Annotated in this window: 33 protein-coding genes; 25 read left to right on the forward strand and 8 right to left on the reverse strand. The window is 62.5% G+C overall.

What is annotated here, in order from left to right:
* The first annotated feature begins 24 nt into the window (after positions 1-24).
* The 12 genes from rpsJ (at position 25) to N4G42_RS02010 (ending at position 6,145) form a co-directional block, all read left to right on the forward strand.
* Positions 25-336, forward strand: a complete 312-nt coding sequence (gene rpsJ, locus N4G42_RS01955) for a 30S ribosomal protein S10 (RefSeq protein WP_005796953.1) — start codon at positions 25-27, stop codon at positions 334-336.
* Between the two features lie 232 nt (positions 337-568).
* Positions 569-1,243, forward strand: coding sequence for a 50S ribosomal protein L3 (gene rplC / locus N4G42_RS01960; protein WP_056058913.1), 675 nt, complete (start codon positions 569-571; stop codon positions 1,241-1,243).
* The gene (gene rplD / locus N4G42_RS01965; RefSeq protein WP_008906425.1) at positions 1,243-1,863 is read left to right on the forward strand and encodes a 50S ribosomal protein L4; all 621 of its coding nucleotides are present in this window, start codon (positions 1,243-1,245) and stop codon (positions 1,861-1,863) included. Before rplC ends, rplD begins: the two co-directional genes overlap by 1 nt.
* Positions 1,860-2,174 (forward strand): 50S ribosomal protein L23, encoded by a 315-nt coding sequence (gene rplW, locus N4G42_RS01970; protein ID WP_007847815.1) that lies wholly within the window; start codon positions 1,860-1,862, stop codon positions 2,172-2,174. The genes rplD and rplW overlap by 4 nt, the downstream gene beginning before the upstream one ends.
* 2 nt (positions 2,175-2,176) lie before the next feature.
* On the forward strand, positions 2,177-3,001 hold the full coding sequence (rplB, locus tag N4G42_RS01975; RefSeq protein WP_008906426.1) for a 50S ribosomal protein L2: 825 nt from the start codon (positions 2,177-2,179) through the stop codon (positions 2,999-3,001).
* 10 nt (positions 3,002-3,011) lie between these two features.
* Entirely contained in the window at positions 3,012-3,287 is a 276-nt protein-coding gene (gene rpsS, locus N4G42_RS01980) for a 30S ribosomal protein S19 (protein WP_010467177.1), read from the forward strand.
* 9 nt (positions 3,288-3,296) lie between these two features.
* Positions 3,297-3,629, forward strand: coding sequence for a 50S ribosomal protein L22 (gene rplV / locus N4G42_RS01985; protein ID WP_007847806.1), 333 nt, complete (start codon positions 3,297-3,299; stop codon positions 3,627-3,629).
* A 15-nt stretch (positions 3,630-3,644) separates the two neighbouring features.
* The gene (gene rpsC, locus N4G42_RS01990; RefSeq protein WP_056058910.1) at positions 3,645-4,526 is read left to right on the forward strand and encodes a 30S ribosomal protein S3; all 882 of its coding nucleotides are present in this window, start codon (positions 3,645-3,647) and stop codon (positions 4,524-4,526) included.
* A gap of 2 nt (positions 4,527-4,528) precedes the next feature.
* Positions 4,529-4,945, forward strand: coding sequence for a 50S ribosomal protein L16 (rplP, locus tag N4G42_RS01995; protein WP_015012190.1), 417 nt, complete (start codon positions 4,529-4,531; stop codon positions 4,943-4,945).
* 17 nt (positions 4,946-4,962) lie between these two features.
* Complete coding sequence (rpmC, locus tag N4G42_RS02000; RefSeq protein ID WP_015012191.1) at positions 4,963-5,160, forward strand: 50S ribosomal protein L29; 198 nt, start codon at positions 4,963-4,965, stop codon at positions 5,158-5,160.
* 9 nt (positions 5,161-5,169) lie between these two features.
* Complete coding sequence (gene rpsQ / locus N4G42_RS02005; protein WP_056058906.1) at positions 5,170-5,439, forward strand: 30S ribosomal protein S17; 270 nt, start codon at positions 5,170-5,172, stop codon at positions 5,437-5,439.
* 196 nt (positions 5,440-5,635) lie between these two features.
* A complete protein-coding gene (locus tag N4G42_RS02010) occupies positions 5,636-6,145 on the forward strand; it encodes a peroxiredoxin (protein ID WP_260665981.1) in 510 nt (169 codons plus the stop codon).
* A 69-nt stretch (positions 6,146-6,214) separates the two neighbouring features.
* On the opposite strand, the gene N4G42_RS02015 is transcribed toward N4G42_RS02010, so the two are convergent.
* Together N4G42_RS02015 and N4G42_RS02020 are read right to left on the reverse strand one after the other, a co-directional pair.
* Positions 6,215-6,706 carry a GNAT family N-acetyltransferase gene (locus N4G42_RS02015; protein WP_260665982.1) on the reverse strand — a complete coding sequence of 164 codons (492 nt, stop codon included), beginning with the start codon at positions 6,704-6,706 and terminating at the stop codon, positions 6,215-6,217.
* Positions 6,707-6,752: 46 nt separating this feature from the next.
* Positions 6,753-7,430, reverse strand: coding sequence for a cytochrome b/b6 domain-containing protein (locus tag N4G42_RS02020; RefSeq protein ID WP_260665983.1), 678 nt, complete (start codon positions 7,428-7,430; stop codon positions 6,753-6,755).
* Positions 7,431-7,603: 173 nt separating this feature from the next.
* Between N4G42_RS02020 and N4G42_RS02025 the strand changes: the two genes are divergently transcribed.
* Positions 7,604-8,059 (forward strand): c-type cytochrome, encoded by a 456-nt coding sequence (locus tag N4G42_RS02025; protein ID WP_260665984.1) that lies wholly within the window; start codon positions 7,604-7,606, stop codon positions 8,057-8,059.
* 150 nt (positions 8,060-8,209) lie between these two features.
* On the opposite strand, the gene N4G42_RS02030 is transcribed toward N4G42_RS02025, so the two are convergent.
* On the reverse strand, positions 8,210-8,713 hold the full coding sequence (locus N4G42_RS02030; protein ID WP_056058916.1) for a TlpA disulfide reductase family protein: 504 nt from the start codon (positions 8,711-8,713) through the stop codon (positions 8,210-8,212).
* Between the two features lie 182 nt (positions 8,714-8,895).
* Here N4G42_RS02030 and N4G42_RS02035 point away from each other — a divergent pair, with 182 nt between their 5' ends.
* The 5 genes from N4G42_RS02035 to ptsP all read left to right on the forward strand — a co-directional run bounded on the left by N4G42_RS02035 (position 8,896) and on the right by ptsP (position 13,278).
* Complete coding sequence (locus tag N4G42_RS02035) at positions 8,896-9,429, forward strand: hypothetical protein (protein ID WP_260665985.1); 534 nt, start codon at positions 8,896-8,898, stop codon at positions 9,427-9,429.
* A gap of 2 nt (positions 9,430-9,431) precedes the next feature.
* Complete coding sequence (locus tag N4G42_RS02040) at positions 9,432-10,691, forward strand: MFS transporter (protein ID WP_409557789.1); 1,260 nt, start codon at positions 9,432-9,434, stop codon at positions 10,689-10,691.
* Between the two features lie 85 nt (positions 10,692-10,776).
* Positions 10,777-11,229, forward strand: a complete 453-nt coding sequence (locus N4G42_RS02045; protein ID WP_056058890.1) for a PTS sugar transporter subunit IIA — start codon at positions 10,777-10,779, stop codon at positions 11,227-11,229.
* A complete protein-coding gene (locus tag N4G42_RS02050) occupies positions 11,198-11,467 on the forward strand; it encodes an HPr family phosphocarrier protein (protein ID WP_056058887.1) in 270 nt (89 codons plus the stop codon). The genes N4G42_RS02045 and N4G42_RS02050 overlap by 32 nt, the downstream gene beginning before the upstream one ends.
* Positions 11,468-11,520: 53 nt before the next feature.
* The gene (ptsP, locus tag N4G42_RS02055) at positions 11,521-13,278 is read left to right on the forward strand and encodes a phosphoenolpyruvate--protein phosphotransferase (protein WP_056058884.1); all 1,758 of its coding nucleotides are present in this window, start codon (positions 11,521-11,523) and stop codon (positions 13,276-13,278) included.
* Positions 13,279-13,383: 105 nt separating this feature from the next.
* Here the strand turns inward: ptsP and N4G42_RS02060 are convergent, their stop codons facing one another.
* The 5 genes from N4G42_RS02060 to N4G42_RS02080 all read right to left on the reverse strand — a co-directional run bounded on the left by N4G42_RS02060 (position 13,384) and on the right by N4G42_RS02080 (position 17,096).
* A complete protein-coding gene (locus N4G42_RS02060; protein WP_260665987.1) occupies positions 13,384-14,217 on the reverse strand; it encodes a DMT family transporter in 834 nt (277 codons plus the stop codon).
* Positions 14,218-14,318: 101 nt separating this feature from the next.
* A complete protein-coding gene (locus N4G42_RS02065; RefSeq protein ID WP_121941737.1) occupies positions 14,319-15,032 on the reverse strand; it encodes an AraC family transcriptional regulator in 714 nt (237 codons plus the stop codon).
* A 33-nt stretch (positions 15,033-15,065) separates the two neighbouring features.
* Positions 15,066-16,046 carry a lipoyl synthase gene (gene lipA / locus N4G42_RS02070; protein ID WP_056058875.1) on the reverse strand — a complete coding sequence of 327 codons (981 nt, stop codon included), beginning with the start codon at positions 16,044-16,046 and terminating at the stop codon, positions 15,066-15,068.
* Between the two features lie 15 nt (positions 16,047-16,061).
* On the reverse strand, positions 16,062-16,757 hold the full coding sequence (lipB, locus tag N4G42_RS02075) for a lipoyl(octanoyl) transferase LipB (RefSeq protein ID WP_056058872.1): 696 nt from the start codon (positions 16,755-16,757) through the stop codon (positions 16,062-16,064).
* A gap of 21 nt (positions 16,758-16,778) precedes the next feature.
* A complete protein-coding gene (locus N4G42_RS02080) occupies positions 16,779-17,096 on the reverse strand; it encodes a YbeD family protein (RefSeq protein WP_260665988.1) in 318 nt (105 codons plus the stop codon).
* Positions 17,097-17,383: 287 nt separating this feature from the next.
* Between N4G42_RS02080 and N4G42_RS02085 the strand changes: the two genes are divergently transcribed.
* From N4G42_RS02085 to atpG, 7 genes are read left to right on the forward strand one after another with little or no spacing between them, the layout of a single operon-like run.
* The gene (locus tag N4G42_RS02085) at positions 17,384-17,857 is read left to right on the forward strand and encodes an ATP synthase subunit I (protein WP_260665989.1); all 474 of its coding nucleotides are present in this window, start codon (positions 17,384-17,386) and stop codon (positions 17,855-17,857) included.
* 19 nt (positions 17,858-17,876) lie between these two features.
* A complete protein-coding gene (gene atpB, locus N4G42_RS02090; protein ID WP_010467223.1) occupies positions 17,877-18,755 on the forward strand; it encodes a F0F1 ATP synthase subunit A in 879 nt (292 codons plus the stop codon).
* A 54-nt stretch (positions 18,756-18,809) separates the two neighbouring features.
* A complete protein-coding gene (atpE, locus tag N4G42_RS02095; RefSeq protein WP_015012210.1) occupies positions 18,810-19,079 on the forward strand; it encodes a F0F1 ATP synthase subunit C in 270 nt (89 codons plus the stop codon).
* Between the two features lie 34 nt (positions 19,080-19,113).
* Complete coding sequence (locus N4G42_RS02100) at positions 19,114-19,584, forward strand: F0F1 ATP synthase subunit B (RefSeq protein ID WP_056058864.1); 471 nt, start codon at positions 19,114-19,116, stop codon at positions 19,582-19,584.
* 10 nt (positions 19,585-19,594) lie between these two features.
* Complete coding sequence (locus tag N4G42_RS02105) at positions 19,595-20,137, forward strand: F0F1 ATP synthase subunit delta (protein ID WP_260665990.1); 543 nt, start codon at positions 19,595-19,597, stop codon at positions 20,135-20,137.
* A 42-nt stretch (positions 20,138-20,179) separates the two neighbouring features.
* Positions 20,180-21,733: a F0F1 ATP synthase subunit alpha gene (atpA, locus tag N4G42_RS02110; RefSeq protein WP_056058856.1), complete on the forward strand. Its 1,554-nt coding sequence runs from the start codon at positions 20,180-20,182 to the stop codon at positions 21,731-21,733.
* 18 nt (positions 21,734-21,751) lie between these two features.
* Positions 21,752-22,618 carry a F0F1 ATP synthase subunit gamma gene (gene atpG, locus N4G42_RS02115; RefSeq protein ID WP_056058853.1) on the forward strand — a complete coding sequence of 289 codons (867 nt, stop codon included), beginning with the start codon at positions 21,752-21,754 and terminating at the stop codon, positions 22,616-22,618.
* Positions 22,619-22,622 lie beyond the last annotated feature (4 nt).

A 22,622-nucleotide genomic window follows, 5' to 3' on the forward strand; every position in this document is an offset into this window, starting at 1 on the left:
TCATAAGCAGAAAAGGAACTTGCCATGTCCAAGCAAAAAATCCGCATCCGCCTGAAGGCGTTTGACTACAAGCTAATCGATCAGTCCGCTGCCGAGATCGTCGACACCGCCAAGCGCACCGGCGCCATCGTCAAGGGTCCCGTGCCCCTGCCGACGCGCATGAAGCGTTTCGACATCCTGCGCTCGCCGCACGTCAACAAGACCAGCCGCGACCAGCTCGAAATCCGCACGCACCAGCGTCTGATGGACATCGTGGACCCTACGGACAAGACCGTGGACGCCCTGATGAAGCTCGACCTGCCAGCTGGCGTGGACGTCGAAATCAAGCTGCAGTGATGTAGCAGTAGCTGCTGTGGGACGGGTTCGCCCGTCCTGCAGTGACTGAAATAACGCGAACTTGCTTGAAAAAGCAGTTCGCGTTATACTTTAGGGCTTCGCTCGATTTGCGCCTGTTAAATGGTGTGCATCAGCGGAGTTTTATTAACCTTCTTTCATGCACGCAAGCGAGAGTTTGCGGAAACGCCGTAGCCAATTGAAGTTGCGGCGGTGAGAGTTTTGGAGAAAACCAATGAGTCTGAGCAACTCCCTCGGGTTGCTGGGTCGCAAAGTGGGCATGATGCGTCTGTTCACCGATGATGGGGACGCAGTGCCTGTCACGGTGGTGGATGTGTCCAACAACCGCGTTACCCAGGTCAAAACCCAAGAGAACGATGGCTACGTGGCCCTGCAGGTCACGTTCGGTTCGCGCAAAGCATCGCGCGTGACCAAGCCAGAAGCCGGCCACCTTGCCAAGGCAGGTGTGGAAGCCGGTGAAATCATCCAGGAATTCCGCGTGACCGCAGAAACCGCTGGCAAGTACGCCGCGGGTGCTACGGTTCCTGCCACCGATGTGTTTGCCGTGGGCCAAAAGGTCGACGTGCAAGGCACGTCCATCGGTAAGGGCTACGCCGGTACCATCAAGCGTCACAACATGAGCTCGCAGCGGGCGTCGCACGGTAACAGCCGTTCGCACAACGTGCCTGGCTCGATCGGTATGGCACAAGACCCAGGTCGCGTGTTCCCCGGCAAGCGCATGACGGGCCACCTTGGCGATGTCACCAAGACCACGCAAAACCTCGATGTCATCCGCATCGATGAAGCGCGTCAACTGCTCTTGATCAAGGGCGCTATTCCGGGCTCCAAGGGTGGGTTCGTGACGGTGCGTCCAGCGATCAAGGCCAAAGCCTCCAAAGGAGCGAACTAATGCAGCTCGAACTCCTGAATGACCAAGGCCAAGGCGCATCCAAGCTGGATGTTCCTGAAACCGTGTTCGGTCGTGAATACAACGAAGATCTGGTGCACCAGATCGTGGTGGCCTATCAGGCCAACGCCCGCCAAGGCACTCGCGCCCAGAAGGACCGCGAGCAAGTCCGTCACTCGACCAAGAAGCCTTTCAAGCAAAAGGGTACGGGTAACGCACGTGCAGGTATGACTTCCTCGCCTCTGTGGCGTGGGGGTGGTCGGATTTTCCCGAACATGCCTGACGAAAATTTCACGCAGAAGATCAACAAGAAGATGTACCGCGCCGGTATGTCTGCCATCTTGTCGCAGCTGGCCCGCGAAGGCCGTCTGGCTGTGGTCGATTCGCTGAAGCTTGATTCCCCCAAGACCAAGGTCCTGGCTGACAAGTTCAAGGCGATGAACCTGCAATCGGTGATGGTGATTGCCGACGAAGTGGACGAAAACCTGTACCTGGCCTCGCGCAATCTGGTGAACGTGCTCGTCGTTGAGCCCCGTTACGCCGATCCCGTGTCGCTGGTGCGTTTCAAGAAAGTGCTCGTCACCAAGGGTGCAATCGACAAACTCAAGGAGATGTTCGCATGAGCACACTCAAGTTTGACGAAGGTCGTCTGATGCAAGTGCTGGTCGCTCCCATCGTGTCCGAAAAGGCCACCATGGTTGCCGAGAAGTCCAATGCAGTGACGTTCAAGGTGCTGCAGAACGCTACCAAGCCCGAAATCAAGGCCGCTGTGGAATTGATGTTCAAGGTGGAAGTCAAGGGCGTTTCTGTGGTGAACACCAAAGGCAAGACCAAGCGTTTCGGCAAGACCGTGGGCCGCCGCGACAACGTTCGCAAGGCATACGTCACGCTGCAGCCAGGTCAAGAGCTGAACCTCTCCGGGGAGGCCGCGTAATCATGGCTGTCGTTAAGATGAAACCTACCTCGCCCGGCCAACGTGCCGTGGTGAAGGTCACGCGTGACCACCTGTACAAGGGTGAAGCGTACGCCCCCCTGCTGGAGCCACAATTCCAGAAGGCCGGTCGTAACAACAACGGTCACATCACCACCCGCCACAAGGGCGGTGGTCACAAGCACCACTACCGTGTGGTGGACTTCAAGCGCAACAAGGACGGCATTCCCGCCAAGGTTGAGCGCATTGAGTACGACCCCAACCGTACGGCCCACATCGCTCTGGTGTGCTATGCCGACGGCGAACGTCGCTACATCATCGCTCCCCGCAACCTGGAAGTGGGCGCAACCCTGCTGTCCGGTTCAGAAGCACCGATCCGCGCTGGCAACACGCTGCCTATCCGCAACATCCCCGTGGGTTCGACCATCCACTGCATCGAGCTCAAGCCCGGTGCCGGTGCTCAGATCGCCCGTTCGGCAGGTGCTTCGGCAACGCTGCTGGCCCGCGAAGGCGTTTACGCTCAAGTGCGTATGCGCTCCGGCGAAGTGCGCAAGATCCACATCGAATGCCGCGCCACCATTGGTGAAGTGGCCAACGAAGAGCACAGCCTGCGCCAACTGGGCAAGGCCGGTGTGAAGCGCTGGATGGGTATTCGTCCTACGGTTCGCGGCGTGGCCATGAACCCTGTGGATCACCCTCACGGTGGTGGCGAAGGCCGCACCGGCGAAGGCCGCCATGCAGTCGATCCTTGGGGCAATCTGACCAAGGGTTATCGCACCCGTAACAACAAGCGCACACAGATCATGATCGTGTCGCGTCGCAAGAAGTAAGGGGTAACAGATGACTCGCTCTCTCAAAAAGGGTCCATTTGTTGACCATCACTTGCTGGCCAAGGTCGAAAAGGCCGTTGCCACCAAGGACAAGAAACCAGTCAAGACCTGGTCGCGTCGCTCCATGGTTCTGCCCGAGTTCATCGGTCTGACCATCGCCGTGCACAACGGCAAGCAACACGTGCCGGTCTATGTCACCGACCAGATGGTGGGCCACAAGCTGGGCGAATTCGCCCTGACGCGCACCTTCAAGGGTCACCCCGCTGACAAAAAAGCGAAGAAGTAAGGAACGACCATGTCTGAAACACGTGCAGTCCTCCGGGGCGTCCGTCTGTCGGTCGACAAGGGCCGTCTGGTCGCCGACCTGATCCGCGGCAAGAAAGTGGACCAGGCTCTGAACATCCTGAACTTCACGCAGAAAAAAGCTGCGGGAATCGTCAAGAAGGTTCTGGAGTCGGCCATCGCCAACGCCGAACACAACGATGGCGCTGACATCGACGAACTGAAGGTCAAGACCATCTACGTCGAACAAGGCACCACGCTCAAGCGCTTCACCGCGCGCGCCAAAGGCCGCGGCAACCGCATCAGCAAGCCCACGTGCCATGTGTACGTGACGGTTGGCAACTAAAGGCTCGGGAAGACTATGGGACAGAAAATCCATCCTACCGGCTTCCGCCTTGCGGTCAGCCGCAACTGGTCCAGCCGTTGGTACGCCAGCAACCGCGATTTCGCGGGCATGCTGGCCGAAGACATCAAGGTGCGCGAGTACCTGAAGGCCAAGCTCAAGAACGCGGCTGTGTCGCGCATCCTGATCGAGCGTCCTGCCAAGAACGCCCGTATCACCATTTACTCGGCACGTCCTGGTGTGGTGATCGGCAAGAAGGGCGAAGACATCGAGAACCTGAAGAAGGAACTCGCGTCGCGTCTGGGCGTGCCCGTCGCAGTGAACATCGAAGAAGTGCGCAAGCCTGAAATCGATGCCAAGCTGATCGCCGATAGCATCACGCAACAGCTCGAAAAGCGCATCATGTTCCGCCGCGCCATGAAGCGCGCCATGCAGAACGCCATGCGTCTGGGTGCCCAGGGCATCAAGATCATGTCGTCCGGTCGTCTGAACGGTATCGAAATCGCTCGCTGCGAGTGGTACCGTGAAGGCCGCGTGCCACTTCACACGCTGCGTGCGGACATCGACTACGGTACCTCTGAAGCCAAGACCACCTACGGTGTGATCGGCGTCAAGGTCTGGGTCTACAAGGGTGACACGCTGGGCCGCAATGACCTGCCCGCCGTGGAAACGCCTCGTCCAGACGAAGAGCGCCGCCCACGCGGCCCACGCCGTGATGGCCGCCCAGGTGGCGACCGTCCAGGCGCAGGCCGTGGCCCACGTCGTCCTGTCGGTGGCAACGCCGCTCCGGCCGACGGCAGCGACAAGCCAGCGGAAGCTGGTGGCGCTGATAACACCGCCGTTAAGCGCGTACGCAAAGTCGCCGCGCCCGCTACAGCAGCGGACGGTAAAGGAGAATAAAGATGCTGCAACCTGCTCGCCGTAAATACCGCAAGGAGCAAAAGGGCCGTAACACTGGCGTCGCAACACGGGGTGCCTCCGTTGCGTTCGGTGATTTCGGTCTGAAGTGTACCGATCGTGGCCGTCTGACGGCCCGCCAGATCGAAGCTGCACGCCGTGCGATTTCCCGTCACGTCAAGCGTGGCGGCCGTATCTGGATCCGCGTGTTCCCGGACAAGCCAATCTCTACCAAGCCCGCAGAAGTGCGTATGGGTAACGGTAAGGGCAACCCCGAGTACTACGTGGCCGAAATCCAGCCCGGCAAGATCGTGTTCGAGATCGTCGGCGTGCCCGAAGAACTGGCCCGCGAAGCCTTCCGCCTGGCTGCTGCCAAGCTGCCGCTGCGCACCACGTTCGTCAGCCGTCACCTTGGCGCGTAATTCAGGAGACCATGAAAATGACCAAAGCTACTGAACTGCGCCAAAAAGACGTTGCCGGCATCGAAGCCGAAATCAAGGCACTGCAAAAGGCCCATTTCGGCCTGCGCATGCAAAAGGCTACGCAGCAACTGGGTAACACCAACACGCTGCGCACCACCCGCCGTGATATCGCACGTGCCAAGACCATTCTTGCTGAAAAGCAAGCCGCCAAGTAAGGAGCCCATATGACGGAACCTAAAAAATCCCTCAAGCGCACCTTGATTGGCAAGGTGGTCAGCGACAAGCGTCAAAAGACTGTGACCGTGCTGGTCGAGCGCCGTGTGAAGCACGAGCTCTACGGCAAGATCGTTGCGAAGTCGAGCAAGTACCACGCCCATGATGAAAATGGCGAGTACAAGCTGGGCGACGTGATCGAAATCACCGAGAGCCGTCCGCTCTCCAAGACCAAGAACTGGGTGGCGACCCGCTTGGTGCAAAAGGCCGGCTTGCTGTAACCAGCTGTCCATGCCCGCTCCGGGGGCGCAAGCCCCTGGGCAGCAAGGCCCTTCAAAACGACCCACAATGTGGGTCGTTTTGCTTTGTGGGCATCCTTTTTGATGCGAACGGTTCACACCGTGCCCAGGAGGAGTTTTGCATGGCACTGCGTTCTCGGGTTCCAACACCCCATCCCAACATCCCTAGGAGAAAACAATGATCAAAGTCGGTGACACCCTGCCCGCAGCCACGCTGATGGAATATTCCGAAGTCGAGGGCGAAGGCTGCAGCATCGGCCCGAATCCCGTGGCGGTGGACAAGGCGACGGCGGGCAAGACGATTGCCCTGTTTGCATTGCCCGGTGCCTTCACACCCACCTGCTCGGCCAAGCATGTTCCTGGCTATGTGGAGAAGGCCGCCGAGTTCAAGGCGGCCGGCGTGGATGAAATCTGGTGCGTGAGCGTGAACGACGCGTTCGTGATGGGCGCCTGGGCGCGCGACCAGAAGACCGACGGCAAGGTGCGCATGCTGGGCGACGGCAGCGCCGCCTTCGCGCAAGCCACGGGCCTCACCCTGGACCTGACCTCCAAGGGCATGGGCCTGCGCAGCAACCGCTATTCGATGCTCGTGCGCGATGGCAAGGTGGTCACGCTCAACGTCGAAGCACCGGGCAAGTTTGAAGTGAGCGACGCTGACACCCTGCTGGCCCAGGCCAAGGCGGTGTGAGACCCCGCTGATTGCTATTGAATCAATAGCTGCAAGCGCATGTGCACCATGCGCTTGCGCCTCAAATGGTCAAAAAATATCGACCTTGAGGTAATGTGCCCCGGGTATGGGGTTGTGGTAGTAGGGCGGGATTTCTTCGAAGCCCAGGTCGGTGTATAGCGCGCGGGCCGACTCCATATCGTCCAGGGTGTCGAGCAAAACACACGCGTAACCTGCTTGCCGCGCCCGGTCCAGCATGGCTTCGGCCAGCTCGCGACCCAGGCCAAAGCCGCGAAACGCCTTGCGCACATACAGCCGCTTCATTTCGCTGGCGTTGGGGTAGTCGGCGTTATCCAGCGGGCGCAGGGCGCAACAGCCTGCCAAGGCGCCTTCCACTTCGGCGACCAGCAGGGCGCCACGAGGTTCGGCGTAGTCGCCCGGCAGCTGCGCCAGTTCGGACGCAAAGTCCTGAAAGCACAAATCAACGCCCAGCGTGCTGGCGTACTCGCGAAAGATGTCTCTGACCGCATCCCACTCGGCGGGCGAAGAGGGGGTTCTCAGGGAGATGGAGGGCTTGTCCAAAGCGCAAGGCGTGCAAACGAAGGAGCCGCCAGTGTAGCGACTTCGTTCAGAACGCCAGTGCCGCCAGGGACGACACCCACCAGGCCACGCCAGCGCTCAGTGCCAGCACCACCAAGGCGACGATACGGCTCAGGGCATCATCCCGCGAAGGCGCCGCCGCCTCGGGCAGCGTCTTGTCGCCGTCCAGCATGGGGCGAATGAGCTGCTGCTTGCGCACGCGCACATAAAAGATGATGGCCAGCACGTGCAGCGCCACCAGCCCCAGCACCAGGAACTGCCCGATGTCCTTGTGGTAGTTCGTGGCCAGCCCCACGACGGCGTTCGAGACATATTGGGTCAACGGTCCGGCAAAGGCGATCTCGTCGTCGCTCAGCAAACCCGTGCCCACCTGGGCTGCCAGCACGGCCAGCAGCACGAACACCGACAACGCGCCCAGCGGGCTGTGTCCGATGCCGTCCTCCGGGTGTGGCGTGCCACGCAGGTACCGCAGCAGCCGCGCTGGCGAGTACAGGAACGCCGAAAAGCGCGACCAGCGGCCGCCCACCAATCCCCAGACCAGCCGGAACACCAGCAGCGCCAGCACCGTGTAGCCCAGGCGGAAATGCCAGACCATGGCATTGCCTCCCACATTGGCGGTGATGACCAGCGCCACGATGCAGACCGCCAGGGCCCAATGAAAAATGCGGGTTGGAAGGTCCCAGATGCGTACGGTGTGCTGCGTCATGGTGGTCAAAGGCGGTGCGCCGAAGTGAGGGATGGATGAGGAAGCATGCGGCATTGTGCGGCAGGGCGGCCGGACCTGTAACCTCCCAGCCACAGCACAAACGCGCCCAAACCGGCATACTGCGCAGGCTTGGAAGGCACCATTCTGTTCCACCCACGAAAAAGGAAGTTCCGATGAAAGCACTTGCTGCGTTGACCCTGGCGGCTGCGGCTCTGACCCTGTCCGCCCCCGCCTCCGCCCAATTTGCCAAAGCCGAAGATGCCATCAAATACCGCCAGAGTGCGCTGTTTGTGATGGGCCAGCACTTCGGCCGCCTCGGCGCCATGGCCAACGGCCGCGCGCCGTTCGATGCCAAGGTGGCGCAGGAGAATGCCGACATCGTGGCCCAGATGGCCAAGCTGCCATGGGCAGGCTTTGGTCCCGGCACCGACAAGGGCGCGCCCACCAAGGCACTGCCAGAAATCTGGACCGAGCAGGCCAAGTTCAAGGACCATGCCGAGAAGCTGGAAGCCGAGACCGTGAAACTCGCCGCTGCGGCCAAGACAGGCAACCTGGACAACCTGAAAACCGCCTTTGGTGCCACTGCAGGCACTTGCAAGGCCTGCCACGACAACTTCCGAGCGAAGTGACGCGATCACTGGAGGATCATGTTGCTATGTTTTGCATAGCAATCAAGGCATGATCCACTAGCGCAAAAGTCCAATTTCTTTCGAAATTGGCCTTTTTGATGCCCTGAACGGGCTGTGGTGCATGCGGGGGCGTTGTGTCCGCCCTGCTGCTCAGGTTTCTGCCAGCAGCTTCTCGATCAACTGGTGCAGCTCCGGGAAATTGGGGGCGCCCACATAGGTCTTCACGATCTCGCCCCGCTTGTTCACGATGAAGGTGGAGGGCGTCAGGCGCACATCGCCCCAGGCCTTGGCCACGTTGCCGGTGTTGTCGATGGCCACCTGGAAGGGCAGCTTGCGTGTCTCGGCAAAGTTCACCACGTAGCTGGGCGGGTCGTAGCTCATGGCCACGGCCAGGGTGTCAAAACCCTTGCTGTTGTATTTGTTGTAGGTCGCGATGATCTCGGGCATTTCGGCCACGCAGGTGGTGCAGCTCGTGGCCCAGAAGTTGACCAGGGTGACCTTGCCTTTCAGGTCGGCGGTGGATTTGCTGGAGCCGTCCAGCAGCACGAAGGTCGATGCAGGCGCTTCGGCGCGGCCTGTGTCCAGGTACACATAGGCGCCCACAGCGGCAAACGCTGCCACCGCCACACCTGCTGCCCAATGCTTGATCGCCATGACTTCACCACCCATCCCAAAAGAAACACGGGGCCGGTGCCCCACCCCACATTGTGCCGGAGTGGCCCGCTCGCCGCGCGAGCGGCGCCCGCCACACCAGGGCTGGACTCCACTTTCCCGCAAAAGTTCGCCGCAGAACGCAGGGCAGGGCCGACATCGGGGACTCTGCCGATAATGCCCCGATGAAATGGACATTGACCGGGGCCGCTGCCCTGCTGATTGCGGGCTGCAGCCCCGCACTGAATTGGCGCACCGTGCCGCTGCCCGAAGCGGACCTGACCATCACCCTGCCGTGCAAGCCCGACCAGGCCACCCGCACCGTGGAGCTGGCAGGTGCACCGGTGGAACTGTCCATGGTGGGCTGTGATGCCGATGGCGCCACCTTTGCTGTGTCCCATGCCGCGTTGGCCGACCCTGCCCAGGTGGGCGCAGCGCTCACCCACTGGCGGGCTGCCATGCTGGCGCGCCTGGGGGCAGGGGCCGAAGCGGGCGTCAAAGACGTACCCTACGCGCCGCGCGGCACCTTGCCCCTGCCGCAGTCGGTGCGCACCGTGGCACAGGGGCAGCGTCCCGATGGCAGCGCGGTGGTCGCGCAGGCCGTGTGGTTTGCACGCGCGGCAGGGCCGCAGGTGCGGCTGTACCACGCCGTCGTCTACACCGCCAAGCCCCGGCCGGAGGTGGCCGACCAGTTCTTCGCTGGCCTGGCGCTGCCATGACGATGAGCAGCGGCGGCGTGTTGCCACGGCGGGCGGCCGTCATCGTCTTTCTGGCGTTTGCCTTCGCCTACTTTCTGTCGGCGCTCGTGCGTGCTGTCACGGCCACCCTGGCGCCCACGCTGGCCCAGGAGTTCTCGCTGCAGGCGCGGGACCTGGGGCTGCTGGCGGGCGGGTACTTTCTGGGCTTCTCGGCCACGCAGCTGCCGTTGGGGACCTGGCTGGACCGGCATGGCCCCAAGAAGGTCGCACTGGGCTTCCTGGGCGTGGCCGTGGTGGGCAGCCTGGTGTTTTCGGCGGCTACGGGGTTTTCGGGGCTGCTCGCCGGTCGGGTGTTGTGCGGCGCGGGCGTCAGCGCCTGCCTGATGGCACCGCTCACTGGCTACCGCCGGTGGCTGGAGCCGGTGGCGCAGATGCGGGCGAACTCGTGGATGTTGATGACGGGCTCGCTGGGCATGGTGGCCTCCACGCTGCCGGTGCAATGGGCCTTGCCGCTGGTGGGCTGGCGCCCGCTGTTCTGGGGGCTGGCGGTATTGATCGCGTTGTCGATGGTGGTGATTGCCCTGTGGGTGCCAGGCTGGGGTTTGGCGGGGCAGGCGAAGGCCGATTCCGGCGCCGCAGAGGCCGTGCCCCAGGGCTATGGCGTGGTGTGGCGGCACCCTTATTTCCGGCGCCTCGCGCCGCTGGGGTTCTTCTGCTACGGCGGCATGGTGGCCATGCAGACTTTGTGGGCCGGGCCGTGGATGCAGCGCGTGGCGGGCTACACCGCCCTGGAGTCGGCGACGGGCCTGTTCTGGATCAACGTGTCCATGTTGTGCACCTTCTGGACCTGGGGCATGGTCAACCCCTGGCTGCTGCGCAAGGGGTTTGGTGCCGACCGGCTGATGGCCATGGGCCTTCCGCTGTGCTCGGTGGTGCTGCTGGGCATCATCCTGGCGGGGCCCCAGGCCGGGGGCGGCGCCTGGGCGTTGTTCTGCGTGTCGTGCACCTTCGTGTCGCTGTCGCAGCCCGCCGTGGCCATGGCGTTTCCGCAGGCGCTGGCAGGGCGGGCGCTGTCGGCCTACAACCTCGTGATTTTTGTGGGCGTGTTTGTGGTGCAGTGGGGCATCGGGCTGGCGGTGGACGCCTTTGCAGCCGCGGGGCTGGCCACCGTGCCGGCGTTCCAGGCGGCCATGGCGGTGTACCTGGCATGCAACGCCAGCGCCTACGCATGGTTCCTGCTTCGGGGGCGGCGCGATAATGTGCTGACAACCCCCACACCATGAACACTTGCGCAACCATCGATGCAACCACCGGCGGCCTCTTCGTGACCTGCCCTTCGTTGGTCCCCGCGTGGCGTAAGTCGTGACCATGAGCCCCACCAGCATCCTCATCATTGCCCACGCCCCACTGGCCCATGCGCTGCGCGAATGTGCGCTGCACGTGTTTGCCGACTGCGGCAGCAGCGTGGCTGCGCTCGACGTGCAGCCCAACCAGCCCCCCGAAGAATCGCTGGCCCAGGCGCGCATCATGCTGGACCAGCTGGGCACCGACACCACCCTGGTGCTGACCGATGTGTTCGGCGCCACGCCCTGCAATGTGGCGCAGCGCCTGGTAGACGGCGTGCGTTCGCGCCTGGTGACGGGTGTCAATCTGCCCATGCTGCTGCGCGCCGTGAGCTACCGGGCCGAGCCGCTCGATTCCGTGGTGACCCGCGCCGTGGTGGGTGGTACCCAAGGGGTGATGCAGGTGGCCATTTCCGCGCCGCAGAACCAGAACCGCCGTAACCGACATGATCAAGACCCGTACGACCATCAGCAATAAACTGGGCCTGCACGCCCGCGCATCGGCCAAGCTCACCAAGCTGGCCGGCAGCTTTCCGTGTGACGTTTTCATGAGCAAGGGGGAGCGCCGCATCAACGCCAAGAGCATCATGGGCGTGATGATGCTGGCCGCTGGGCTGGGCTCTGAAGTGGAGCTGGAAACCAACGGCGACCGCGAACAGGAGGCCATGGACGCCCTGTTGGCACTCATTGCCGACAAATTTGGCGAGGGTGAATAAGCCTGCCCACCTCGCCCGTGTCCTGACCCCGTCGAACCATTGATCGCACCACCATGACCTTCTCCGTCCACGGCCTCGCAGTTGCACGCGGCATTGCCATTGGCCGGGCCGTGCTGGTGGCGTCCAGCCGGGTGGATGTGGCGCACTACTTTGTCGAGCCCTCCCAGGTCGAGGGCGAGATCGAGCGGGTGCGCCAGGGCCGCAACGCCGTGGTCGAGGAGCTGCAGCGCCTGCAGACCGACATGCCCGCCGACGCGCCGCACGAGCTGACCGCGTTGCTGGATGTGCACCTGATGCTGCTGCAGGACGAAGCCCTCACGGGCGGCGTGAAACACTGGATCACCGAGCGCCTGTACAACGCCGAGTGGGCGCTCACCACCCAGCTTGAGGTGATTGCGCGCCAGTTCGACGAGATGGAGGACGAGTACCTGCGCGAGCGCAAGGCGGACCTGGAGCAGGTGGTTGAACGCATCCTGCGCTACATGAAAGGCGTGGCCAGCCCGGTGGCACCACCGGCCAGCAGCCCGCGCCGCAAGACACAGCAAGATTTGCTGCTGGATGACACGGTGGATGTGCCCCTGGTGCTGGTGGCGCACGACCTCTCGCCCGCCGACATGCTGCAGTTCAAGCAAAGCGTGTTCGCGGGCTTTGTGACGGACGTGGGCGGCAAGACCAGCCACACGGCTATCGTCGCGCGCAGCATGGACATCCCCGCCGTGGTGGGCGCGCGTGCCGCCAGCCAGCTGGTGCGCCAGGACGACTGGGTCATCATCGACGGCGATGCGGGCGTGGTCATTGTCGATCCCTCGCCCATCATCCTGGCCGAATACGGATTTCGCCAGCGCCAGGTCGAACTGGAGCGCGAACGCCTGGCGCGCCTGCGCCACACGCCTGCCATCACCATCGACGGCCACAAGATCGAGCTGCTGGCCAACATCGAGCAGCCCGGTGACGCCGCCGCCGCCGTGCGCGCAGGCGCCGTGGGCGTGGGCCTGTTCCGCAGCGAATTTCTGTTCATGGGCAAAAGCGGCAACCTGCCCGGCGAGGACGAGCAGTACCGCGCCTACTGCGAGGCCATTGACGGCATGCAGGGGCTGCCCGTCACCATCCGCACCATCGACGTGGGCGCGGACAAGCCTCTGGACAACAAGGCCCACAAGGACAGCTACCTGAACCCGGCCCTGGGCCTGCGCGCCATCCGCTGGAGCCTGGCCGACCCGGCCATGTTCCGCACCCAGCTGCGCGCTGTGCTGCGTGCGGCGGCCCATGGCAAGGTCAACCTGCTGTTCCCCATGCTGGCGCACACGCACGAAATCCAGCAGACGCTCGCCCAGGTGGACCTCGCCCGGGGTGAGCTGGATGCACGTGGCGAGCCCTATGGTCCGGTGCAGCTGGGCGCCATGATCGAGGTGCCCGCCGCGGCACTCATGGTGCGCACCTTCCTCAAGTACTTCGACTTTCTCTCGATCGGCACCAACGACCTGATCCAGTACACCCTGGCCATCGACCGCGCCGACGAGGCCGTGGCCCACCTGTACGACCCGCTGCACCCTGCCGTGCTGCGCCTGGTGGGCGATGTGATTGCCGAGGGGGAGCGCCAAGGCAAGAGCGTTTGTGTGTGCGGCGAAACGGCGGGCGATGTGACCATGACGCGGCTGCTGTTGGGCCTGGGGCTGCGCAGCTTCTCCATGCACCCCGCGCAGATCCTGGCTGTGAAGCAGGAGGTGCTGCGCGCTGACACTCGCAAGCTCGCCCCCTGGGCGCAACAGGTGCTGGCGGGCGATGAACCTGCTGTGCTACTGACTGCTTGACAGGCGGAGCATCTGACCGCCAGAGGGGGGTGGTTACTTCAAAATTGATAGCTGTCCGAGCATATTTTTCTAGCGCTCCCAGCCAATTTCGCTGAAATTTCTGCGTCAGCGTGCCCGCATCCCCATCACGGCCGCGCTGATGATCATGGCCGTGGCCAGCGCAATGCTCCAGGTGAATGCGCGGCCGCTCACCAGGATCAGCAGCGCGGTGGACGCCAGTGGCGTGATGTAGCTCAGGATGCCGATGTGCCGGGCGTCCCCCAGCTTGAGCGCCTTGTCCCACATAAAAAACGACGCCCCCAGCGGCCCCAGGCCCAGCACCGCGAGCAGCCCCCAGTCGCGCGGCTGCAGTGCCACCGGCGGCTCCAGCGCCACATGGCACAGCAGCGACAGCACGCCGGACACCAGCCCGAACAGGCCAATGGCCGTGGTCGGGAACGCTGCCACGCGCTTGGTCATGAGCGAATACGTGGCCCAGATGAAAGCCGCTGCCAGCGCGGGCAGGTAGCCCCAGGCCAGCGTGCCGCTCAACTCGCGCCCGCCGGCAATGGCAATGGCCGCGCCGCCAAAACCCAGCAGCGCCGCCAGCACATGCGGCGGGCGCAGCGCCACACCGGGCAGCACCACCGGCGAGAGCACCACGATGAACAGCGGCCACAGGTAGTTGACGAGGTTGGCCTCCACCGGCGGGGCATGGCGCAGCGCGATGAACAGCAGAAAGTGGTACGCAAACAGGCCGTACACGCCCAACGCCAGCGTGCGCAGCGGGATGCGCCACTGTGCAGGGTCACGAAGCACAAACGGCCAGGCCGGCACGCTACCGATGATGAGCGCAACGCCTGTGAGCAGGAAGGGCGGAATGTGGGTGAGGGACACCCCCAACGAGGCGAGAGAGGCCCACAGCGCAATGGCGCCCAGGGCATAGAGGTTGGCTTGCATGGCGCCGAGCTTACGCGCGCCCGCTGTAGTGAGTCGTCGCGCAACACCGGTGAGTCGTCGCGCGCCAAGGTTTTGGCCTGGTTGCCAGCTGTCGTCGGCCGTTATGTGTGCTGCTCAGCCCGGCGCAATGCGGCAGTCAAAGCCGAGGGCGAGCGGTAGCCCGTGCGCAGCGCCACCTCGGCCACCGCCATGCCCGTGCTGCGCAGCACCCGGGCCTGCGCCAGACGCAAGCCGCGCAGCCAGGCCATAGCGCCCATGCCCTGGTCGTCCCGGCAGCGGGCAGAAAACTGGCTGGGGCTCAGATGCACCTGCGCCGCCAGGTCGGCCACGGTCAGTTCATGGTGCCATTGCTGCGCCGCCCATTGCTGCAGGGCGGGCCAGTTGATGGTGCGGCCGCGCGTGGGGGCGGGCGTGGAAAGGTCGGAATGGGTGCTGTCGAGCCACGCCTCCAGCAAGAGCGCAGGGCCGTAGGTTTGTGCCAGCGGGCGGTCTTGTTGCAGTGCGCTCGCCAGATAGTGCGCCAGTGGCAGTGCATCGGCGGGTGGTTTGGTCGAGCGGCGTTGGCCGGTACAGCGCGCCCAGTCGGGGTGTGCGCTGTCCAGCACCAGGCACAGGCTGCCACGGGACGATTCAAAGTCGTGCCGATCTCCCGGGGCAATCACGCAGCCGCCGCCGGGTGCCACGCGCACGCCACGGCCCGCCACCTCCAGGTCCAGCGCTCCGGAGAGTCCCAGCAGAATCTGGAAATGGTCATGGCTGTGGCTGCCCGGTGATGCGCCGTAGCGGCGCAGCGAGAGCAGACCATTCGGGCCCATGGGTGACCTGCGACCGGGCCGGGTGGACAGGGCTTACACGCCAGCGGCGTGCGCCTGTTGGTCCGCGTGGTAGCTGGAGCGCACCATGGCGCCAACTGCCGCATGGCTGAAGCCCATCTTGTACGCCTCTTCCTCGAACATCTTGAAGGTGTCGGGGTGCACGTAGCGGCGCACGGGCAGATGGCTGTTGCTGGGTGCCAGGTACTGGCCGATGGTCAGCATGTCGATGTTGTGCGCGCGCATGTCACGCATGACCTGCAGGATCTCTTCGTCCGTCTCGCCCAGGCCGACCATAATCCCGCTCTTGGTGGGCACGTTGGGATGCAAGGCCTTGAACTTCTTGAGCAGGTTCAGGCTGAACTGGTAGTCCGAACCGGGGCGCGCTTCCTTGTACAGGCGGGGCGCAGTTTCCAGGTTGTGGTTCATCACGTCGGGCGGCGCGGCTTTCAGGATTTCGAGCGCGCGGTCATCACGGCCGCGGAAGTCGGGCACCAGGATCTCGATTTGGGTCTGGGGCGACAGCTCGCGGATGTTCTGGATGCATTCCACAAAGTGGCCGCTGCCGCCGTCGCGCAGGTCGTCGCGGTCCACGCTGGTAATCACCACGTATTTGAGCTTGAGTGCGGCAATGGTCTTGGCCAGGTTCAGCGGCTCATCCTTGTCGAGCGGGTCGGGGCGGCCATGGCCCACGTCGCAGAACGGGCAACGGCGCGTGCACTTGTCACCCATGATCATGAAGGTGGCCGTGCCTTTGCCAAAGCATTCACCGATGTTGGGGCACGAAGCTTCTTCGCACACCGTGTGCAGCTTGTGTTCGCGCAGTATTTCCTTGATTTCGTAGAAACGCGTGGTGGGGCTGCCCGCCTTCACGCGGATCCACTCTGGCTTCTTGAGCACTTCGCCCTGCTCCACCTTGATCGGAATGCGCGACAGCTTGGCCGCAGCCTTTTGCTTGGCCAGCGGGTTGTAGGCTTCGGTGGATTGCGCTTCGCGGACGACTTCAGGGGTGCTCATGGCTGTAGGCAGAGTTCAGGGCGCCAACCGGATGCTGAGCTGCTGGCCCAGCACCTGCGCGGCTTCTTCCCAGGTGGTGTGGACCCCGATTGTAGAAAGGTCCACCGTTTTCAATCCTGCGTAACCGCAAGGGTTGATGCGGCCGTAGGGCTCCAGGTCCATGTTCACGTTCAGCGCCACGCCGTGGTAGGTGCAGTGGCGGCTGACCTTGATGCCGAGCGCCGCGATCTTGCCCAGGCCTTCGAAGTCGGGCGTGGGCGCCTCCGAGCCCGCTCGTTTTTGGGGGCGTTGGGGCAGCATGGCGTGGCTGCGCGGGTCATCCAGGCGCACATAAATGCCGGGTGCGCCGGCAACCCGGTGGCCCGTGACGCCGAAGCGCGCCAGCGCACGGATCACGGACTCTTCGACGCGATAAACGTATTCCTTGACGAAATAGCCTGCGCGTTGCAGGTCGATCAGCGGGTACGCGACCACCTGGCCCGGTCCGTGGAAGGTGACCTGCCCACCCCGGTTGGTGGCGATGACGGGGATCTCGCCTGGGTCAAGCACATGATCGCTTTTGCCTGCAATGCCTTGGGTGTAAAGCGGCGGGTGCTCACAAATCCAAAGCGTATCCGGGTCAGAGGGCGTACGTGTGGTCGTGTAGTCCTGCATGGCCTGCACAGTGCTGGCGTAGTCCACACGGCCCAGCAGGCGGATGTCAATCGTCATGGCGCAACTTGAAGGGGGCGGCTACAGCACCACTTTCACCAGCGGATGCGATGACAGCGCACGGTACAGGTCGTCCAGCTGCTCGCGGCTGGTCGCCGTGATGGTGATGGTTACTCCGAGGTAATTGCCTGCGCGGCTGTCCCGCAGTTCAATGGTGGCGGCGTCGAAGGTGGGGTCAAACTGGCGGGCCAGTTCGGTCACCGCGTGCACGAACCCATCCACCTTGGCGCCCATGACCTTGATCGGGAACTTGGAGGGGTATTCGATCAGCGAGTCTTTGCGTAGATCTGTTGCCTGCGTATCGAGGCCGTTGGCGGGCGGCGGATTGGAGGATGTCATGGTGGATCGCGGTGGTAGGGATGCTGCAGTTTCAATAGCTAGGCATGCACTGTCATTGTGCGCCACGGGCTGATGAGGGTGTCTGAATTGTGTGTTTGGCGTGCGCCAGATCGGTGCATTGCGCGAGTTTTTTGGAGCGCAAAAGCCGTTGGCGCATCACCACAACAGAGCAGGCGCACACGAAGCCCACAGGCACGTTTGCGGGTTTTTGTCTGGTGCCATGGGTTTTTACTTATAATTAGAGGCTTTGTAAAAGTTGCGGTCTGTAACGCGGGCGTCATTCATCAATGAAAACAATCCCGCCAGAGACTGAAACTGAGGCTGAAGAATCTGACTTCAAGCCCCTGACGGCCCAAGAGGCGCAGCAGTGGCGCAGTCGCCATCCGCCCCTCTCGGTGTGGAAGGTGGTGGCAGGTCAGGCGCTGGTCGGAATGCTGGTGGCCCTGGTGGCCTGGGTTCTGACGGGCAGGGCGGTGGTGGGTTGGTCTGCAGCCTACGGTGCCCTGGCAGTGGTGGCTCCGGCTGCACTGTTTGCCCGCGGTGTGTTGCGCCACAAGGCGTCATCCAATCCGCGGGCTGCCATGGTGGGGTTCTTTGGGTGGGAAATCGCCAAGATCATGTTGACGGTGGCGCTGCTGGCGGCGGCACCTCGGCTGGTGCCGGGCTTGAGCTGGATTGCCTTGCTGATTGGCATGGTGGTCGCAATGAAAACGTACTGGGTGGCACTGTTGGTGCGGCCTTGTGTCCGAAAAACCGATTGATAGAGAGAAGAGTTGTCCGATGGCCGCAGAAGCGCACGCTCCGACTGCAAGTGAATACATCGTTCACCACCTGCAGCATCTTCAAAACGTCAACCAGACCAAGATCGTTGATTTCACTGTCATCAACTATGACTCGATCATCGTCGGTTTGGTTCTGGGGGCTCTCACCCTTTTGATTCTGTGGTCAGCTGCCCGTAAGGCAACCTCTGGTGTGCCTGGACGCTTCCAGGCAGCGGTCGAGATGCTGGTCGAGATGGTGGACAACCAGGCCAAGGCGAACATTCACAACGCTGAAAGCCGCAAGTTCATTGCGCCCCTGGGTCTGACGGTGTTCGTCTGGATCTTCTTGATGAACTTCATGGACATGCTGCCTGTGGACCTGCTGCCCGCCATCTGGGCGCAAATCTATGGCGCCGCCGGCCACGATCCTCACCACGCCTATCTGCGTGTCGTGCCCACGGCTGACCTGTCTACCACGCTGGGCCTCGCCTTTGCTATCCTGATCCTGCGCTTCTGGTACAGCGTCAAGATCAAGGGTGCTGGCGGCTGGGCGCACGAACTGGTGTCGGCTCCTTTCGGCACCAGCAAGAATCCTATCTTCGCCCTGATCCTGGGCGTGGTGAATCTGCTCATGCAGATCATTGAATATGTCGCCAACACCGTGTCCCACGGCATGCGGTTGTTTGGCAACATGTACGCTGGCGAGCTGGTGTTCATGCTCATCGCCCTCATGGGTGGTGCTGCGGCCCTGTCGCTGTCGGGTGTGCTGCTGCCTGTGGGCCACGTCATCGCTGGCACCATCTGGACGCTGTTCCACATTTTGGTGATCTCGCTGCAAGCGTTCATTTTCATGATGCTGGCGCTGATCTACCTCGGTCAGGCGCACAACGCGCACTAAGTTTCCCTTTCGTTTTTTCTTTCCTTAACTTTTCTTTTTAACTCAGGAGTCATCATGGAAAACATTCTCGGTCTCGTCGCTCTGGCTTGTGGTCTGATTGTTGGTCTGGGCGCTATCGGCGCTTCCATCGGCATCGCCCTGATGGGTGGCAAGTTCCTCGAATCGTCGGCACGTCAGCCTGAACTGATCAACGAACTGCAAACCAAGATGTTCATCTTGGCTGGTCTGATCGACGCTGCGTTCCTGATCGGCGTGGCTATCGCTCTGCTGTTCGCTTTCGCCAACCCCTTCGTTTCCACGCTCTTGGCCAACCTGCCCAAGTAATTCCCGTTCAACGCCACTTTAGAAAGGTGTTGCCGTGAGTATCAATGCGACCCTGTTCGTTCAGGCCATCGTCTTCCTGATCCTCGTGTGGTTCACGATGAAATTCGTGTGGCCCCCGATCGCGAAGGCGCTGGATGAGCGAGCCCAGAAAATCGCCGATGGCCTCGCAGCTGCCGACCGTGCCAAATCCGAACTGACCGCTGCCAACCAGCGCGTCGAGAAGGAACTGTCACAGGCGCGCAACGAGACGGCCTCGCGTCTTGCGGACGCCGACCGTCGTGCCCAGGCCATCATCGAAGAAGCCAAGGCCCGCGCCACAGAGGAAGGCAACAAGATTGTTGCTGCTGCCCGCGCTGAAGCCGAGCAGCAGACGGTCCAAGCCCGCGAAGCCCTGCGTGAGCAGGTGGCAGCGTTGGCCGTCAAGGGTGCCGAGCAGATTCTCCGCAAGGAAGTCAATGCTGGCGTCCATGCCGACCTGCTCAACCGCCTGAAGACCGAGCTGTAAGGGGACACACATGGCTGAACTCGCCACCATTGCCCGCCCTTACGCCGATGCCTTGTTCAAGGCTGCCACTGCGGGCGCGGGCGTCGATCTGGGCAGCACCGCTGCCTGGGTGGACGAACTGGCGGCGATTGCCGCCAACCCCCAGCTGCGTCAGTTGGCGGACAACCCCAAGGTGACGGCAGACCAGGTGTTCGCTGTATTCACCGGGGTCGCCCGCTCGGCCCTGCCGGATATGGCCAAAAATTTCCTGCGCACAGTCATCGACAACGGACGCATTGATGCGCTCCCGGAAGTGGCTGCGCAGTTTCGTGCCCTCGTGAATCGTCGCAACGGATCTTCGGATGCCGTGGTGTACAGCGCATTTCCGATGGACAGTGCTGCACTGTCCGAGGTTAGCGCAGCGCTGGAAAAGCGCTTCAGCCGCAAGCTCAACCTCGCTGTGAAGCTGGATGAGTCCCTGATCGGTGGTATTCGCGTAGTGGTGGGTGACGAGGTGCTGGACACTTCGGTCAAGGCCCGTCTTGAACAAATGAAAGCGGCCCTCATCGCGTAATGCGCGGCGAGGACAGCGAACCAAAGAAAGAAGGAAAGAGTCATGCAACTCAATCCCGCAGAAATTTCTGAACTCATCAAGAGCCGCATCGAAGGTCTGGCCGCCAGCAGCGATATCCGCAACCAGGGTACCGTGGTGTCCGTGTCCGACGGTATCGTGCGCGTTCATGGCCTGTCGGACGTGATGCAGGGCGAAATGCTCGAGTTCCCCGCGACCAAGGACGGCCAGCCCTCCTACGGTCTGGCGCTGAACCTTGAGCGCGACTCCGTCGGCGCCGTGATTCTGGGCGAGTACGAGCATATCTCCGAAGGCGACACCGTGAAATGCACGGGCCGTATTCTGGAAGTGCCCGTCGGTCCCGAACTGATCGGCCGCGTGGTGAATGCCCTGGGCCAGCCGATCGACGGCAAGGGTCCCATCAACGCCAAGCTTACCGACGTGATCGAAAAGGTCGCTCCTGGTGTGATCGCCCGTAAATCGGTGGACCAGCCTCTGCAGACCGGCCTGAAGTCCATCGACTCGATGGTGCCCGTGGGCCGTGGCCAGCGGGAGCTGATCATTGGTGACCGCCAGACTGGCAAGACGGCCGTCGCCATCGACGCCATCATTGCCCAGAAGGGTCAGGGCGTTACCTGTATCTACGTCGCTATTGGTCAGAAGGCTTCTTCGATCAAGAACGTGGTGCGCGCGCTGGAACAGGCCGGTGCCATGGAATATACGATCGTGGTGGCCGCATCGGCCTCCGAATCGGCCGCCATGCAGTACGTGTCGGCCTACTCGGGCTGCACGATGGGCGAGTACTTCCGCGACCGCGGTGAAGACGCGCTGATCGTGTATGACGATCTGTCCAAGCAAGCCGTTGCCTACCGCCAAGTGTCCCTGCTGCTCCGCCGCCCACCAGGCCGTGAAGCCTATCCTGGCGACGTGTTCTATCTCCACAGCCGTTTGCTCGAACGCGCAGCCCGCGTGAACGCCGACTACGTCGAAGCCTTCACCAAGGGTGAAGTCAAGGGTAAGACCGGATCGTTGACGGCACTGCCCATCATCGAAACGCAAGCTGGCGACGTGTCTGCTTTCGTGCCTACCAACGTGATTTCGATCACCGACGGTCAGATCTTCCTGGAAACCAGCCTGTTCAACGCCGGTATCCGCCCCGCTATCAACGCCGGTATCTCGGTGTCGCGCGTCGGCGGTGCAGCCCAGACCAAGCTGGTGAAGAACCTGTCCGGTGGTATCCGTACCGACTTGGCCCAGTACCGTGAACTGGCTGCGTTCGCGCAGTTTGCCTCCGATCTGGACGAAGCCACCCGCAAGCAGCTGGACCGCGGTGCCCGCGTGACCGAACTGCTCAAGCAGGCACAGTACAGCCCGCTGCCCATCTCGCTGATGGCTTCCACGCTGTTCGCTGTGAACAAGGGCTTCATGGACGACATCGACGTCAAGAAGGTGCTCGACTTCGAACACGGCCTGCACCAGTTCCTGAAGACCAGCCACGCCGCTTTGCTGGCCAAGCTGGAGCAGGCCAAGGCCATGGACAAGGACGCAGAAGCCGAATTGACCGCAGCGATCGCCGCGTTCAAGAAGTCGTTCGCTTAAACCGGACGAGGAGCCATCATGGCAGCAGGCAAGGAAATACGCGGCAAGATCAAATCGGTGGAAAACACCAAGAAGATCACCAAAGCCATGGAAATGGTGGCCGCATCCAAAATGCGCAAGGCGCAGGACCGGATGCGGGCTGCCCGCCCATACAGCGAGAAGATCCGCAACATTGCAGCCAACCTCGGCAAGGCCAACCCAGAGTACGTGCATCCGTTCATGAAAGTGAACGATGCCAAGACCGCTGGCGTCATCGTCATCACCACAGACAAGGGTCTGTGTGGCGGCATGAACACCAACGTGTTGCGTGCCGTGACGACCAAGCTGCGTGAACTGCAAGGTGCTGGCGTCTCGACCGAAGCCGTGGCGATTGGCAACAAGGGCCTGGGTTTCCTGAACCGTGTGGGCGCCAAGGTGGTTTCGCACGTGACGGGTCTGGGCGACACCCCCCACCTGGACAAGCTGATTGGCCCGGTGAAGGTGCTGCTCGATGCATACGCAGAAGGCAAGATCAACGCGGTGTACCTGAGCTACACCAAGTTCATCAACACCATGAAGCAGGAATCGGTGGTGGAGCAGTTGCTCCCCCTGTCCTCCGAGCAGATGCAGGCTGAGAAGACGGAGCACGGCTGGGACTACATCTATGAGCCCGATGCGCAAAGCGTCATCGACGAGCTGCTGGTCCGTTATGTCGAGTCCCTGATCTATCAGGCGGTTGCGGAAAACATGGCGTCCGAGCAGTCGGCGCGCATGGTGGCCATGAAGGCTGCCACCGACAACGCCGGCAGCGTCATTGGCGAGTTGAAGCTGGTCTACAACAAGACGCGCCAGGCAGCGATCACGAAAGAACTTTCGGAAATCGTGGCTGGCGCCGCTGCTGTGTAAGCAG

This window comes from Acidovorax sp. K2F (assembly GCF_025246485.1).
In the GTDB taxonomy this organism is placed as follows: Bacteria; Pseudomonadota; Gammaproteobacteria; order Burkholderiales; family Burkholderiaceae_C; genus Acidovorax; species Acidovorax delafieldii.

Bases quoted from the DNA above. Each gene is read 5' to 3' on its own strand.
- N4G42_RS02065 (WP_121941737.1), bottom strand. From the start codon at position 15,032: ATGGGCCCGAATGGTCTGCTCTCGCTGCGCCGCTACGGCGCATCACCG.
- rplP (WP_015012190.1), top strand. From the start codon at position 4,529: ATGCTGCAACCTGCTCGCCGTAAATACCGCAAGGAGCAAAAGGGCCGT.
- N4G42_RS02050 (WP_056058887.1), top strand. From the start codon at position 11,198: ATGATCAAGACCCGTACGACCATCAGCAATAAACTGGGCCTGCACGCC.
- N4G42_RS02105 (WP_260665990.1), top strand. From the start codon at position 19,595: ATGGCTGAACTCGCCACCATTGCCCGCCCTTACGCCGATGCCTTGTTC.
- N4G42_RS02045 (WP_056058890.1), top strand. From the start codon at position 10,777: ATGAGCCCCACCAGCATCCTCATCATTGCCCACGCCCCACTGGCCCAT.
- rplV (WP_007847806.1), top strand. From the start codon at position 3,297: ATGTCTGAAACACGTGCAGTCCTCCGGGGCGTCCGTCTGTCGGTCGAC.
- N4G42_RS02030 (WP_056058916.1), bottom strand. From the start codon at position 8,713: ATGGCGATCAAGCATTGGGCAGCAGGTGTGGCGGTGGCAGCGTTTGCC.
- N4G42_RS02080 (WP_260665988.1), bottom strand. From the start codon at position 17,096: ATGACATCCTCCAATCCGCCGCCCGCCAACGGCCTCGATACGCAGGCA.
- atpE (WP_015012210.1), top strand. From the start codon at position 18,810: ATGGAAAACATTCTCGGTCTCGTCGCTCTGGCTTGTGGTCTGATTGTT.
- rplC (WP_056058913.1), top strand. From the start codon at position 569: ATGAGTCTGAGCAACTCCCTCGGGTTGCTGGGTCGCAAAGTGGGCATG.
- rpsJ (WP_005796953.1), top strand. From the start codon at position 25: ATGTCCAAGCAAAAAATCCGCATCCGCCTGAAGGCGTTTGACTACAAG.
- rpsS (WP_010467177.1), top strand. From the start codon at position 3,012: ATGACTCGCTCTCTCAAAAAGGGTCCATTTGTTGACCATCACTTGCTG.
- rplB (WP_008906426.1), top strand. From the start codon at position 2,177: ATGGCTGTCGTTAAGATGAAACCTACCTCGCCCGGCCAACGTGCCGTG.
- N4G42_RS02025 (WP_260665984.1), top strand. From the start codon at position 7,604: ATGAAAGCACTTGCTGCGTTGACCCTGGCGGCTGCGGCTCTGACCCTG.
- N4G42_RS02040 (WP_409557789.1), top strand. From the start codon at position 9,432: ATGAGCAGCGGCGGCGTGTTGCCACGGCGGGCGGCCGTCATCGTCTTT.
- rplW (WP_007847815.1), top strand. From the start codon at position 1,860: ATGAGCACACTCAAGTTTGACGAAGGTCGTCTGATGCAAGTGCTGGTC.
- N4G42_RS02085 (WP_260665989.1), top strand. From the start codon at position 17,384: ATGAAAACAATCCCGCCAGAGACTGAAACTGAGGCTGAAGAATCTGAC.
- rpsQ (WP_056058906.1), top strand. From the start codon at position 5,170: ATGACGGAACCTAAAAAATCCCTCAAGCGCACCTTGATTGGCAAGGTG.
- N4G42_RS02060 (WP_260665987.1), bottom strand. From the start codon at position 14,217: ATGCAAGCCAACCTCTATGCCCTGGGCGCCATTGCGCTGTGGGCCTCT.
- atpA (WP_056058856.1), top strand. From the start codon at position 20,180: ATGCAACTCAATCCCGCAGAAATTTCTGAACTCATCAAGAGCCGCATC.
- ptsP (WP_056058884.1), top strand. From the start codon at position 11,521: ATGACCTTCTCCGTCCACGGCCTCGCAGTTGCACGCGGCATTGCCATT.
- rpsC (WP_056058910.1), top strand. From the start codon at position 3,645: ATGGGACAGAAAATCCATCCTACCGGCTTCCGCCTTGCGGTCAGCCGC.
- N4G42_RS02010 (WP_260665981.1), top strand. From the start codon at position 5,636: ATGATCAAAGTCGGTGACACCCTGCCCGCAGCCACGCTGATGGAATAT.
- lipA (WP_056058875.1), bottom strand. From the start codon at position 16,046: ATGAGCACCCCTGAAGTCGTCCGCGAAGCGCAATCCACCGAAGCCTAC.
- atpB (WP_010467223.1), top strand. From the start codon at position 17,877: ATGGCCGCAGAAGCGCACGCTCCGACTGCAAGTGAATACATCGTTCAC.
- atpG (WP_056058853.1), top strand. From the start codon at position 21,752: ATGGCAGCAGGCAAGGAAATACGCGGCAAGATCAAATCGGTGGAAAAC.
- N4G42_RS02035 (WP_260665985.1), top strand. From the start codon at position 8,896: ATGAAATGGACATTGACCGGGGCCGCTGCCCTGCTGATTGCGGGCTGC.
- lipB (WP_056058872.1), bottom strand. From the start codon at position 16,757: ATGACGATTGACATCCGCCTGCTGGGCCGTGTGGACTACGCCAGCACT.
- N4G42_RS02020 (WP_260665983.1), bottom strand. From the start codon at position 7,430: ATGACGCAGCACACCGTACGCATCTGGGACCTTCCAACCCGCATTTTT.
- rpmC (WP_015012191.1), top strand. From the start codon at position 4,963: ATGACCAAAGCTACTGAACTGCGCCAAAAAGACGTTGCCGGCATCGAA.
- rplD (WP_008906425.1), top strand. From the start codon at position 1,243: ATGCAGCTCGAACTCCTGAATGACCAAGGCCAAGGCGCATCCAAGCTG.